The sequence below is a fragment of the Streptomyces sp. NPDC052107 genome, from assembly GCF_040680215.1.
Lineage (GTDB): Bacteria > Actinomycetota > Actinomycetes > Streptomycetales > Streptomycetaceae > Streptomyces.
Genome location: NZ_JBFAWG010000005.1, coordinates 287466 through 299845, shown reverse-complemented (window position 1 = coordinate 299845; position 12380 = coordinate 287466). Strand labels below are relative to the sequence as shown.

Below are 12380 nucleotides of genomic sequence, written 5' to 3'. Positions count from 1 at the left end.
GAGGTTGCTGAACTGCTGCCCCGTTTCATGTTCTCCACATCGACCGAGGAGAACCGGCGCTCACGGCCGACCCACGTGAACGGGATCTTGCCGTCGAGAGCCCACTGGCGAAGCGTCATCGGGTGTATCCCGAGACGCTTCGCAGCCTTGGAGATACGCAGCAACTCCATGCACGCAACTATACATGCAACACTAAGGATTACTAACGAAGTTGGTGAGCCTTCGACGTAGAAGCCGAAGAACTCCAGCATCGCTCGCTCGCCCAGGTCCAGCGGATGGAACGGCAGCGGGTAGGGCTCCTCGTCCTCGAAGGGTGGACAGGGCTCCACGGGGTGCCGACCGTTCCAGTACGGCAGTTCGAAGGGAAGCCGTTCGCCGATGTCCTCGATGACGCCGATGTCCGGGGACAGGCTCAGCGAGCGGATGAGCCGGCCGTCGTCCCAGACGGCGAAGGCGAGCCAGTCGACGACGCTGTGCATCGCGTGGAGGTAGAGACGTCGGCCCCGGCCGGCGGCGACCAGGTGCTCGGGAAGTCGGGAGGGCCGGTCAAGCATGATCTCCCGGTCGCACACCAGGTCAAGGCCCGGTGCCGACAGCGCGCAGATGGTCCCTTCGGGCGGATGGAGCGCATCTGCCAGTTCCCACGGCTCCCCTTCGTCCATATGAACGCTCTGCCCTGAACGAACCCGGGCCACGAGTGCGGCAGCCCGGTCCCTGTCGCTTGTCGGCGCGTCCTGGAGCAGGCCGGCGACTGCCTTATCCGCGTAGGCCAGCACCGCGGTCTTCGCTCCCATGCCACCGTCCCTCGTCCGTCCTGTGGAGCCCTGCCGGGAGGCTGACGACCGCATCTGACAAGCAGGATCAACGGAGGGCGGCGGGCGTCCGGAAACAATCAAGAGCCCTGTCTCGCTGATGCGAAACAGGGCTCTGACCTGCGACTACGAAGTAGGCTTCGTGTCGGGACGACAGGATTTGAACCTGCGACCCCTTGACCCCCAGTCAAGTGCGCTACCAAGCTGCGCCACGTCCCGATGCACTCACTCGCGGTGACCCGCGTGATCGCGCGAACAGCACTTTACCCCACCTTCGGGGGTGGGCCGAAGAGGGCCCGGGGTGAGCCGGGGACAATCGGTTGTATGACGAACGCGGGCGCATCGGATGCCAGGGACCGGGACCCGGAGGGGCGGGCACGCAACGCGCGGCCCCGGGACGGGCTGGGCCGGCCGCTGCCCTACGCCACGGAGGGTGTCGCCCGGCAGCCGGAAGGTGTCGTGCGGCAGCCGCAGGAGACGGTCGTCGAGGCGCAGGCGCTGCTGGACGCCGGCAAGCCGTTCCACGCGCACGAGGTGTTCGAGGACGCCTGGAAGTCGGGGCCCGAGGAGGAGCGCACGCTGTGGCGGGGGCTGGCCCAGCTGGCGGTGGGCCTCACACACGCGGCACGCGGGAACACCGTCGGCGGCGCCAGGCTGCTGCGGCGGGGCGCGGGGGCGCTCGGGGATTGGGAGACGGAGCAGGGCGAGGACCGGCCGTACGGCATCGATCTCGCCGGCCTCACCCGGTGGGCACGGGAGCTGGCGGGGAGAGTGGACAGCGGCGACGGGCCCGTGGACGCGGCGGACGAGGCGCCCAGGCTCCGGTCCTGACGGGTTCGTGCGCTGTCGCAGGGTGTGTGGACGCGGTGCACCCGCTGTCAGTGGCATGCGGCAGACTCGGGGCGTGCGAAAGATTCATGTCATCGGTATCGGCGCGGGCGACCCCGACCAGCTGACCCTGCAGGCGGTCAAGGCGCTGCGGAGCACGGACGTGTTCTTCCTGCTCGACAAGGGCGAGGTGAAGGACGATCTCACTCAGCTCCGCCGGGACATGCTGGACGCGCATCTGCCCGAGGGCTCGTACCGGGTGGTGGAGGCCCGCGACCCGGAGCGGGACCGGAAGGCGGGCGGGTCGGCGTACTCGCCGGCGGTGGAGGACTGGCGCAGCGCCCGCGCCGGGATCTACGAGCGGCTGATCGCCGAGGAACTGGACGAGGACGGCACCGGCGCCTTCCTGGTGTGGGGCGATCCGGCGTTGTACGACAGCACGCTCGGGATTCTGGAGGAGGTGCTGGAGCGCGGCGCGGTCGCGTTCGAGTACGACGTGATCCCCGGCATCAGCAGTGTCTCCGCCCTGGTCGCCCGGCACCGCACGGGCCTGAACCGGGTGGCCCGTCCGGTGCAGATCACCACCGGGCGGCGGCTGGCCGAGGCGTTCCCGGAGGGCGTGGACGACGTGGTGGTGATGCTGGACGCCCATCAGGCCTTCCGGCAGTACGCCGACGACGACATCGACATCTACTGGGGCGCGTACATCGGCACCCCGGACGAGCTCCTGGTCTCCGGCCCGATCGCCGAAGCCGGTCCACGCATCGAGCGGGTGCGGGCCGAGGCACGCGAGCGCAAGGGCTGGATCATGGACACGTATCTGCTGCGCAGAAACCCCGGGGACCGGTAGGGCCCCGAACGGGAGGGGCCGTGCCGATATGCGGCTGCGCCGCGCCGGCACGAATCAACCACCACGACGCCGCAGACGAACGACGGCCCATCACGTCGCTTCCTGCGAAGCGCTGAGACCGAGCCACTCCAGTACGCCCGCCACATCCGACACCGCCGCCACGCCCTGCGGGAGCGGGGGGCGCCTCGTCACGATGACGGGCAGGCCGAGTTCCCGCGCCGCCGTGAGCTTCGCGGCCGTGGCCTCGCCGCCGCTGTCCTTGGTCACCAGCACCTCGATGCGGCGATTGCGCAGCAGCTCCGTCTCGTCGGCGACGGTGAACGGGCCGCGCGCGAGGACCAGTTCGGTGTCCGGCGGCATGGGCGGCTCGGGTGGGTCGACGGACCGCACGACGAAGTGCAGATCCGTCAGGTGGGCGAACGCGGACAGGCCCAGCCGTCCGGTGCTGAGGAAGACCCGGCGGCCGAGGCCGGGCAGCGCCGCGGCGGCGCCGGCCAGGGACGGGACGTCGTACCAGCGGTCGCCGGGGCGCGGCCGCCAGCCGGGGCGGCGCAGGACGACGAAGGGAGCTTCCGTGGCCGCCGCCGCGTTGGCCGCGTTGGCCGTGATCGTCCCGGCGAAGGGGTGGGTGGCGTCGACCAGGGCGTCGACGTGGTGCGTGCGCAGCCAGTCGGCCAGGCCCTCCGCACCGCCGAAGCCGCCGATCCGCACCTCTCCCGCCACCGATCCCGGCCGCGCGACGCGGCCGGCCAGGGACGTGGTCACCCGGACGCCGGTCCGGGCGGCGAGGTCGGCGGCGAGGCGGCGGGCCTCGGTGGTGCCGCCGAGGATCAGGACGTGCGCGGGCATAGGGGTGAGCGTACGAGGTCGTACGGGACGGTCCGCCGTGCGGGTCGCTACCGTCGAGCCATGCAATCCGTGCAGTCCGTGCGTGCCGTGCTGATCGACATCGACGGTGTCCTCACCGTCTCCTGGAAGCCGCTGCCGGGTGCGGTGGAGGCCCTGCGCGCGATCCGCGCGGCGGGGCTCGGCGTGGCTCTGGTGACCAACACGACGTCCCGTACCCGGGCGTCGATCGCCGAGACGCTGAGCGGCGCCGGTTTCGACGTGTGTGCCGAGGACGTCCTCACCGCGCCCTCCGTCACCGCCGCCCACCTGGCCGCGCACTTCCCCGGCGCCCGCTGCGCGCTGCTCAACAGCGGGGACATCGCGGAGGACCTCGGCGATGTCACCCTGGTGGACGAAGATCCCGAGGTGGTCGTGTTCGGCGGTGCCGGGCCGGAGTTCGACTACGCGGCGCTCAACCGGGCGTTCGGGTTTCTCCAGCGGGGTGCGCGGCTGGTCGCCATGCACCGGAACCTGTACTGGCGGACCGACGCCGGGCTGCGGCTGGACTCCGGTGCCTTTCTGCCCGGGCTGGAGAAGGCCGCGCACACAGAGGCGGAGGTGACGGGCAAGCCGTCCCGGGCGTTCTTCGAGGCGGCGCTGGCCCGGCTGACGGTGGACGCCGGGCAGGCGCTGATGGTGGGCGACGACGTGGAGTCGGACGTGCTCGCGGCGCAACGGGCCGGGCTCACCGGGGTGCTGGTGCGGACCGGGAAGTTCCAGCAGGAGACCCTGGACGGCGCGAGCGGCACCCCGGACCACATCCTGGACTCCTTCGCGGACCTCCCGGCGTTGCTGGGGCTCGACCGGGGCACCGGGAGCTAGCGCAGGAGCAGTTGTACTCCGCCCACGATCGTCGCCGCGATCACGAGGTGTTCGAAGAGTCGCTGGTTGATCCTGTTCACAGCCCACTTGCCGAACAACGCACCGGGCACGACGAACACCGCGAGTGCCGCGTCAAGGAGCAGCGAACGACCGTCGATCAGGCCGAGCCCCGCGCTGAACGGCACCTTCGAGACGTTCACGATGAGGAAGAAGAACGCCGAGGTGCCGAGGAAGCCGAGCTTGCGGAAGCCCGCCGACAGCAGGTACATCGACATCACCGGCCCGCCCGCATTGGCGACCATCGTGGTGAACCCGCCGAGCACGCCGTACGAGCGGGCCTTGGCGCGGCCGGCGCGCGAGGTGACCGGGTCCGGTGCCTCCCCGGCGACCGCCGTACGCCGCCGCCACATCGTCACCCCCGCCATCAGCAGCAGGATCGCGCCGATCGAGGTCCGTACGACCCCGTCGTCGGCCCACACCAGGAACAGCGTGCCGACCACCACCCCGGCCGCGACGGCCGGGAACAGCCGCCACAGGGTGGGCCAGTGGGCGTGCCGCCGGTAGGTGAGGACGGCGAGCACGTCACCGACGATCAGGACGGGCAGCAGGATCCCGGTGGAGGCGCGGGCGGGCAGCACCGCGGCGAAGATCGCGAGGCTGACCGTGTTGGCGCCGCTCACCGCGGTCTTCGAGAAGCCGACGAGCAGGGCCGCGAAGGCGAGCGCCGCGAACCCCCAGCCGGACATGTGCCAGAGCGTCATCGTGTTCATGCGGGGACCGATGCTATGTCCGGACAAGTGTCCGGCGTAAGGACCGTCTCGCCTGGTGGCCCCTGCCGCGACCTCTTCCGCCCGCTATGACCGTTCCGCGTACTGCGCCCGCAGCTCCCGCTTGAGCACCTTCATACTGGGCCCGAGCGGCATCGCGTCCGTGAACTCCACGCGCCGCGGGTACTTGTGCCGGCCGAGGTGCTCCTTCGACCACTCGGTGATGCCGGCGGCGTCGGGCGCGGTGCCCGGTGCCGGTACGACGACGGCGCAGACCTCCTCGCCGTGCAGCTCGTCGGGCAGACCGATGACCGCGACCTGGGCGATGCCGGGGTGACGCATCAGCACCTCCTCGACCTCCCTCGGGTACACGTTGTAGCCGCCGCGGATGATGACGTCCTTCTTGCGGTCGACGATCCGCAGGAAGCCGCCGCCGTCCTTGGTGCCGAGGTCGCCGGTGCGGAACCAGCCGTCGACCACGGCCTCGGCAGTGGCCTCGGGCCGGCCGAGATAGCCGGAGAAGACGTTGTGGCCGCGGATGACCACCTCGCCCAGCTCGCCGGGCGGCAGCAGCTCGATGCGGCCCTCCACCTCGGCGCGGGCGATCTCCACGTCGACGCCCCACAGCGGGTGGCCGATGGTGCCGGCCTTCGTGCCGAACAGCGGCTGGTTGACGGTGGCCGTCGGCGAGGTCTCCGACAGCCCGTACCCCTCGTAGATCTTCGCCCCGAACGCCTCCTCGAACCGCTCCAGTACCGCGACCGGAAGCGAGGCCCCGCCGGAGACGCACACGCGCAGGGCGGGCAGCGCGTCGGCGTCCGGGGCCGCCGCCGCGAGGGCGACGAACATGGTCGGCACGCCGTGGAAGGTGTTCACGCCCTCCTTCACCATCAGCTCGATGGCGCGGGCCGCGTCGAAACGGGGCAGCAGCACGAGCGTGGCGCCCGCCCGCCAGGTGGAGTTGAGCGACACCGTCTGGCCGAAGGCGTGGAACAGCGGCAGCGCGCCGAGGGCGATGTCGTCGGCGCGGATGTCGTTGGCGTCGAAGGCGTTGACGGTCGCGTTCATCACGATGTTGAAGTGGCTGAGCACGGCGCCCTTCGGGACGCCGGTCGTGCCGCTCGTGTAGAAGATCACCGCCGGGTCGTCGGCGGTCCGGGTGACGTACGCCGGCAGCGGTTCGGCGGCGGCGGCGAGCTTGTCGAGCTCCTCGCCGAGCACGACCACTCGGACGCCGGTGGCCTCGGCGGCGGCCCGGCCGGTCGCCGCCTGGGCCGGGTGCACGAGCAGCAGCGTCGCCCCGCTGTCCCCGAGCACGTGCTCGACCTCGCCGGACGACAGCAGCAGATGCACGGGGACGACGACTCCGCCCGCCGCGGCGATCGCGAAGTAGGCGACCGGGAACTCGGCGGTGTTGGGGGCCATCAACGCCACTCGGTCGCCCGGCCGGACACCGAGCCCGGTGAGCGCTCCCGCCCGGGCCAGCGCCTTCCGCCACACCTGGGCGAACGTGAGCCGCAGGTCCCCTTCGACGAGCGCGGTCTTGTCAGGGCGGCGCCTGGCGTTCTCGGCGAGAATGGCGGCGACGGACAGGGTTGCCATGGAGTGCTGCTCCGTTTCCTTGCTGCGGCTCGACTGACCAGATCCCCCGTCGGAAAAGCGCTAGTGCCTCTCGACCAGCACCGCGCTCCCCTGCCCCACGCCCACGCACATGGTCGCGAGTCCCCGCTCGGCGCCCGTGCGCCGCATCCGGTGCAGCAGCGTCGTCAGGATGCGGGCGCCCGAGCAGCCAAGGGGATGGCCGAGGGCGATGGCCCCGCCGGTGGGGTTGACCAGGTCGGGGTCGATGCCCAGTTGGTCGACGCAGGCGAGGGCCTGGGCGGCGAACGCCTCGTTGAACTCGGCCTCCTGGAGGTCGGCGACGTCCCAGCCGACCCGGTCCAGTGCCTTGCGGGTGGCGGGGACCGGGCCGATGCCCATCACATCGGGGTGGACCCCGGCGGAGGCGCCCGCGACATAGCGGCCCAGGGACTCCAGGCCCAGCTCGTTCAGGGCTTCCTCGCTGACCAGGAGCAGCCCGGCCGCGCCGTCGTTCATCGGCGAGGCGTTGCCCGCGGTGATCGTCCCGCCCTGGCGGAAGACCGGCTTGAGGCGGGACAGCTTCTCCAGCGAGGTGTCCTCGCGGACGCACTCGTCCTGCTCGACCACGATGCCGTCCGGCCGCTCCACGGGCAGGAGTTCATCGTCGAAGTGCCCGTTCTTTCGTGCGGCGGCGGCGAGTTGGTGGCTGCGCAGGGCGAACTCGTCCTGGCGTGCGCGGGAGACGCCGTACCGCTCGGCGACCTCCTCGGCGGTCTCGCCCATGGACAGCAGGCCGTGCAGGTCCTTCATCGCCGGGTTGACCAGGCGCCAGCCCAGGCGGGTGTCGTAGGTCTCGATGCGCTGCGGCAGGGCCTCGTCGGGGCGGGGCAGCACGAACGGGGCGCGGCTCATGGACTCGGAGCCGCCCGCGATCACGATGTCGGCCTCGCCGGCGGCGATGGTGCGGGCGGCGGCGGTGACGGCTTCGAGGCCGGAGGCGCACAGCCGGTTGACGGTGGCGCCGGGCACGGTCTCGGGCAGCCCGGCGAGCAGGGCTGCCATGCGGGCCACGTTGCGGTTGTCCTCGCCGGCCTGGTTGGCCGCGCCCCAGTAGACGTCGTCGATCCGGGCCGGGTCGAGGGCGGGTACGTCGGCCACCACGTGGCGGATCACGGTCGCCGCCAGGTCGTCGGGGCGGACGGAGGAGAGGGCTCCACGCAGCTTGCCGATGGGGGTGCGGCGGGCGGCCGCGAAGTGGACGGGACGCACGGCTTCGACTCCTGACCTACGACCGATCGACGGCACTGTCGATCAGCGGACCACACGGGAACACTAAATTAGCACTGCTAGTTTTAGACTATAGACCTCCGACCGGCCCGCTGGGAAGATCCCCCCGGAGCTTCACCGACGCACCGGAGGAGACATGCACCACGTTCGCGAGCACACCCTCGACGGCACCCACGGCCCGGTCGCCGTACGCGAGTGGCCGCACCCCGCGCCGAGGTACCTGGCCCTGGTGGTGCACGGATACGGCGAGCACGCGGGCCGGTACGACGAGCTCGCCGCCGTACTGACCGGGCACGGGGCGGCCGTGTACGGGCCCGACCACATGGGCCACGGCAGGTCGGCCGGGGAGCGGGTGCTGATCGAGGACTTCGAGGACGTGGTCACCGATGTGCACGCGGTGGCGGACCTCGCCCGGGCGGCGCACCCCGGCCTGCCGCTCGTCCTGGTCGGCCACTCCATGGGCGGACTGATCGCGGCCCGCTACGCCCAGCGGTACGGCGCCGAGCTGAGTGCGCTGATCCTGTCCGGGCCGGTGATCGGCGCCTGGGAGCTGCCCGGGCGGCTGCTGGCCCTGCCGGAGATCCCGGACATCCCGGTGAGCCCGGCCGCGCTCTCCCGGGACCCGGCCGTCGGCGCCGCCTACGCGGCCGATCCGCTGGTGTGGCACGGGCCGATGAAGCGGCCGACGGTGGAGGCGTTCGCGCGGACCCTGCAGGCCGTCGACCGGTCCTGTGACATCGGCCCGCTGCCGCTGCTGTGGCTGCACGGGGACGACGACCGGCTCGTGCCGCTGCCCGGCAGCCGCATCGGCGTGGAGCGGCTGGCCGGTTCCCGGCCGACCGAGCGGATCTTCGCCGGGGCGCGGCACGAGGTGTTCCACGAGACGGACAAGAAGGAGGTCTTCGCCGAGGTGATCCGCTTCCTGGACCGGTCGCTGCCCCGCTGATCAGGCCTGTTTGCTCCCCCGAGCGCTGGGCACCCGCCCCTTCGAAAAGGACCGCACACACCCGACGAAAGGGGACGGACGCACCATGACGGTGATGAAGAGCACGCTGCCCGAGGAGGCACTCGGCGTCACCGGGACCGCCCTGCAGGAGACCCTCGTGGACCTGCTCGGGCTGTCGCTGATCGGGAAGCAGGCGCACTGGAACATCGTGGGCCCGCGGTTCCGGTCGATCCACCTCCAGCTCGACGAGGTGGTGGCGACGGCCCGCGCCCACTCCGACACGGTCGCCGAGCGCGCCGCCGCCCTGGGCGTGCCCCCGGACGGCCGGCCCGAGACCGTCGCCGCGACCTTCGCGCTGCTCGGCACCAAGGACGGCCGGCTGAGCGAAACCGAGGTCGTGGAGCTGATGGTGTCGGCGCTGGAAGGGGCCGTCGGCCGGTTGCGTGAGCGTATCGCCGCCACGGAGAGGCCCGACCCGGTCACCCAGGACCTCCTGATCTCCGTCACCGCCGACCTGGAGAAGCAGCGCTGGATGTTCGAGGCCGAGAACCACCCGCGCGAGACCGCCTCCAGCTAGCACGACACCCCCGCACGGAAGGGGAGACCCATGGCCGACTTCCTCGAAACCGAAGCGCTGTGGGAGGACTTCCACCGCGTGGTGAACATGACCTCGGCGGAACTCGCGGCCTGGCTGCGGGTCCGGGACGCCGACGAGGACACCGAGCCGCTGCCCGAAGAGGCGGGCACGGAGACCGGACAGCATGTCCTCGCCATCCTCCAGAAGCGCCGCACCGACCTCACCGACGACGACATCCGCGTGATGCACAAGGTTGTCGACACGGTCGGAGATCTGGTCGACATGGAGGACGAGCCGGAGCCGGAGAGGGCCCCGGAGGACACCCGCCGCCGGCACCGGCTGATGACACTGGGCCACGACCCGCTCAAGCCGTAGCCATGAACCGCGACGAGAAGGTCCTGCGCGAGCTGCTGTCCGCCTACGGGGAGACGCCGAGGAAGCGGGCATCAAGCTGAAGGACACCCCGCAGCCGCTGTACCGGCTGCTGGTGCTGGCCCTGCTGCTCAGCGCCCGGATCCGCGCCTCGGTCGCGGTGGCCGCCGCGCAGGCCCTGCACGAGGACCACCTGGACAGCCCGCGCCGCATGGCCGACGCGGACTGGCAGCAGCGGGTGGACGCGCTCGGCCGCGGCGGCTACCGGCGCTACGACGAGCGCACCGCCACCCAACTCGGCGACGGCGCCGAACTGTTGCTGGACCGCTGGTCCGGCGACCTGCGCCGGCTGCACGAGGAGGCGCACGGCGACACCGGGGAACTCAAGCGGCTGCTGCAGGAGGAGCCGGGGGTCGGTCCGGCCGGCGCCGACATCTTCCTGCGCGAGGCCCAGCGCGTCTGGCCCGAAGTGGCGCCCTACCTGGACGGCAAGGCGCTCTCCGGGGCACAGCGGCTCGGCCTGCCGAAGGACCCCGACAAGCTCACCGAGCTCGCCGGGAGGACCGAACCGGCCGTGCTGGCCGCCGCGTTGGTGCGGGCCGCACTCGACAAGGAGGTGGCCGAAGACTGTCTGCGCCGCGCGTCATGATCGTGTCAGACTGCTGCTCGCACCTCGGCGGGAGTGAAGGAGCAGCACGTGACGGGGACCGAGCCGGCCGCACAGCGCATCGACACCACACGGCCGCACCCGGCCAGGGTGTACGACTGGTTCCTCGGCGGCAAGGACAACTACCCCGTCGACGAGCGGCTCGGCCGCCAGATCGCCGCCGTGGACGGGGGCGGCGCGCCCCGGGCCGCGCGCGCCAACCGGGCGTTCATGCACCGGGCCACGCGCGCTCTCGCCGAGGACGGCATCCGCCAGTTCCTGGACATCGGCACCGGCATACCGACCGAGCCGAACCTGCACCAGATCGCCCAGTCGGTGGCGCCCGACGCGCGGGTGGTCTATGTCGACAACGACCCGATCGTGCTGGCCCACGCCGGCGCGCTGCTGCGCGGCACCCCCGAGGGCGTGACGGAGTATGTGCAGGCCGACGCCCGCGATCCGCGCGCCATCCTCGAAGAGGCCGCCCATGTCCTGGACTTCGGCCGTCCGGTGGCCCTGTCCCTGATCGCGCTGCTGCACTTCGTCGCCGACGAGGACGGCGCCCATGAGGTGGTGTCGACCCTGGTCGACGCGCTGGCGCCGGGCAGCTGCCTGGTGCTGTCGACGATGACGGCCGACTTCGAGCCGGAGAACGTGCAGAAGGGCATCGCCGCGTACGCCGCCGGCGGGGTGACCCTGGTCGCGCGTTCCCGCGACGAGGTGGCCGCCTTCTTCAAAGGCCTCGACCTGCTGGAGCCGGGCGTCGCACCGGTCGACGCCTGGCGCAGCGAACGTTCCCCGGAGGACGCGGGCCCGGTCTCGCTGTACGGCGCGGTGGGCCGCAAGCCCTGACGTGGCCGGACGGCGCGGTGGGCGTCAGTCCTGACTTCCTCGCCCGTCCGGGGACTCACCGGTGTCCCCGGCGGTCAAAGGCCGAGCACGCGGGAGATGGTCCGCAGTACGCCGTCGTCGTTGTTGGACGGGGCGAGGTGGCGGGCCCGGAGGACGACCCGGGGGTGGGCGTTGGCCATCGCGAAGGACCACTCGGCGGCGTCGAGCATCTCCAGGTCGTTGAGGTAGTCGCCGAAGACCATGGTCTGCGCCGGGGTGATGCCCAGCGCCCGCTGGAGAGCGCGCAGCGCGGTGCCCTTGTTGGCGGTGCGGTTCATGACGTCCACCCAGTGCTCACCGGAGACGACGACCTGGTGGGTGGCGGCGACCGACGCGAGGGCCGGGGCGGTGGAGTGCTCGGCGAACCCGAAGTCGAACAGCGCGACCTTGATCACGTCGTCCTCGACGGCGGTGACGTCCTCGACGATCCGGTGCTCGACGTAGTACTTGCGCACCTCCGCGAGGAACGCCTCGTCCGTCCGCTCGACGTACGCCGACCGCTTGCCGCACACCACGGCGCCGACGTCCACGCCGTCCGCGACCAGCCGTCGTACCGTGTGGGCCACCCCGGCCGCGACGGCCCTGTCCATCGTGTCGGAGCTCAGCTCCACGCCGTCGCGGACCACATATGTGCCGTTCTCCGCGATGAACACCATGCCCTCGGCGACCTCGGCGAACTGCCGGGCCAGCGTGGCGTACTGGCGGCCGCTCGCCGGGCTGAACAGCACGTCCCGTCGGCGCAGTTCGGCGAGCATCGGCCACAGACCGTCGGGGATCCGCTTGGCGTCGTCCAGCAGCGTGCCGTCCATGTCGGTGACGATCAGCCGGATGTCGGCGGGGCCCGCGGGCAGGCCGGGGACGGCGAGGAGGGGCGTGGGCGTGGCGGGCATGTGCTGCTTCCGGTCGGGGGGCGGCGTACCGGTCCAGTGTTCCTCATGCGCCGGAACGTCCCGGAACCGGTTCCTCGTACGCCGGAACGTCCCGAATTCGGTCCCTCCTGTACCGAAACGTCCCGGAGCCGCCCCGAACCGCCCACGGTGCGCGTTTTCCAGGACAGCGCGATCACCGGGCGGCACAATGACGGCGGAGAACCGAGAACCGGAGAAGGGCGGA

General features: G+C 71.7%; 13 protein-coding genes, 1 tRNA gene and 1 pseudogene. 8 read left to right on the top strand and 7 right to left on the bottom strand.

All coding sequences use genetic code 11. The features are described from left to right. Together AB0M27_RS08250 and AB0M27_RS08245 are read right to left on the bottom strand one after the other, a co-directional pair. Positions 1 to 794: helix-turn-helix domain-containing protein (locus AB0M27_RS08250; protein ID WP_365719204.1), on the bottom strand; the 794-nt coding region annotated here is incomplete at its 3' end. Between the two features lie 163 nt (positions 795 to 957). Next, a tRNA-Pro gene (locus AB0M27_RS08245) sits at positions 958 to 1031 on the bottom strand. Positions 1032 to 1136: 105 nt separating this feature from the next. Here AB0M27_RS08245 and AB0M27_RS08240 point away from each other — a divergent pair. Beyond that, on the top strand, positions 1137 to 1643 hold the full coding sequence (locus tag AB0M27_RS08240; protein ID WP_365719202.1) for a DUF309 domain-containing protein: 507 nt from the start codon (positions 1137 to 1139) through the stop codon (positions 1641 to 1643). 73 nt (positions 1644 to 1716) lie between these two features. After that, positions 1717 to 2490: a precorrin-6A synthase (deacetylating) gene (cobF, locus tag AB0M27_RS08235; RefSeq protein WP_365719200.1), complete on the top strand. Its 774-nt coding sequence runs from the start codon at positions 1717 to 1719 to the stop codon at positions 2488 to 2490. A 90-nt stretch (positions 2491 to 2580) separates the two neighbouring features. Here cobF and AB0M27_RS08230 read toward each other — a convergent pair whose 3' ends face one another. Further along, entirely contained in the window at positions 2581 to 3339 is a 759-nt protein-coding gene (locus tag AB0M27_RS08230; protein WP_365719198.1) for a cobalt-precorrin-6A reductase, read from the bottom strand. 60 nt (positions 3340 to 3399) lie between these two features. On the opposite strand from AB0M27_RS08230, the gene AB0M27_RS08225 reads away from it, so the two are divergent. Next, positions 3400 to 4200 carry an HAD-IIA family hydrolase gene (locus AB0M27_RS08225; protein ID WP_365719196.1) on the top strand — a complete coding sequence of 267 codons (801 nt, stop codon included), beginning with the start codon at positions 3400 to 3402 and terminating at the stop codon, positions 4198 to 4200. Here AB0M27_RS08225 and AB0M27_RS08220 read toward each other — a convergent pair. From AB0M27_RS08220 to AB0M27_RS08210, 3 genes are all read right to left on the bottom strand, one after another. Further along, entirely contained in the window at positions 4197 to 4970 is a 774-nt protein-coding gene (locus AB0M27_RS08220; protein ID WP_365719194.1) for a sulfite exporter TauE/SafE family protein, read from the bottom strand. The two genes, AB0M27_RS08225 and AB0M27_RS08220, sit on opposite strands and share 4 nt — an antisense overlap. A gap of 84 nt (positions 4971 to 5054) precedes the next feature. After that, positions 5055 to 6569 carry a long-chain fatty acid--CoA ligase gene (locus AB0M27_RS08215; RefSeq protein ID WP_365719192.1) on the bottom strand — a complete coding sequence of 505 codons (1515 nt, stop codon included), beginning with the start codon at positions 6567 to 6569 and terminating at the stop codon, positions 5055 to 5057. A 60-nt stretch (positions 6570 to 6629) separates the two neighbouring features. After that, positions 6630 to 7817 carry a thiolase family protein gene (locus AB0M27_RS08210; RefSeq protein WP_365719190.1) on the bottom strand — a complete coding sequence of 396 codons (1188 nt, stop codon included), beginning with the start codon at positions 7815 to 7817 and terminating at the stop codon, positions 6630 to 6632. Between the two features lie 154 nt (positions 7818 to 7971). On the opposite strand from AB0M27_RS08210, the gene AB0M27_RS08205 reads away from it, so the two are divergent. The 5 genes and pseudogenes from AB0M27_RS08205 to AB0M27_RS08185 all read left to right on the top strand — a co-directional run bounded on the left by AB0M27_RS08205 (position 7972) and on the right by AB0M27_RS08185 (position 11228). Then, on the top strand, positions 7972 to 8781 hold the full coding sequence (locus AB0M27_RS08205) for a lysophospholipase (protein ID WP_365719188.1): 810 nt from the start codon (positions 7972 to 7974) through the stop codon (positions 8779 to 8781). 85 nt (positions 8782 to 8866) lie between these two features. Further along, a complete protein-coding gene (locus tag AB0M27_RS08200; RefSeq protein ID WP_365719186.1) occupies positions 8867 to 9358 on the top strand; it encodes a DNA starvation/stationary phase protection protein in 492 nt (163 codons plus the stop codon). A gap of 30 nt (positions 9359 to 9388) precedes the next feature. Beyond that, the gene (locus AB0M27_RS08195) at positions 9389 to 9733 is read left to right on the top strand and encodes a DUF3140 domain-containing protein (RefSeq protein WP_365719184.1); all 345 of its coding nucleotides are present in this window, start codon (positions 9389 to 9391) and stop codon (positions 9731 to 9733) included. Between the two features lie 2 nt (positions 9734 to 9735). Next, a pseudogene (locus AB0M27_RS08190) lies at positions 9736 to 10379 on the top strand (endonuclease). A gap of 48 nt (positions 10380 to 10427) precedes the next feature. Further along, positions 10428 to 11228, top strand: a complete 801-nt coding sequence (locus AB0M27_RS08185; RefSeq protein WP_365719182.1) for an SAM-dependent methyltransferase — start codon at positions 10428 to 10430, stop codon at positions 11226 to 11228. A 74-nt stretch (positions 11229 to 11302) separates the two neighbouring features. Here the strand turns inward: AB0M27_RS08185 and AB0M27_RS08180 are convergent, their stop codons facing one another. Further along, positions 11303 to 12157, bottom strand: coding sequence for a Cof-type HAD-IIB family hydrolase (locus AB0M27_RS08180; RefSeq protein WP_365719180.1), 855 nt, complete (start codon positions 12155 to 12157; stop codon positions 11303 to 11305). Positions 12158 to 12380: the final 223 nt, after the last annotated feature.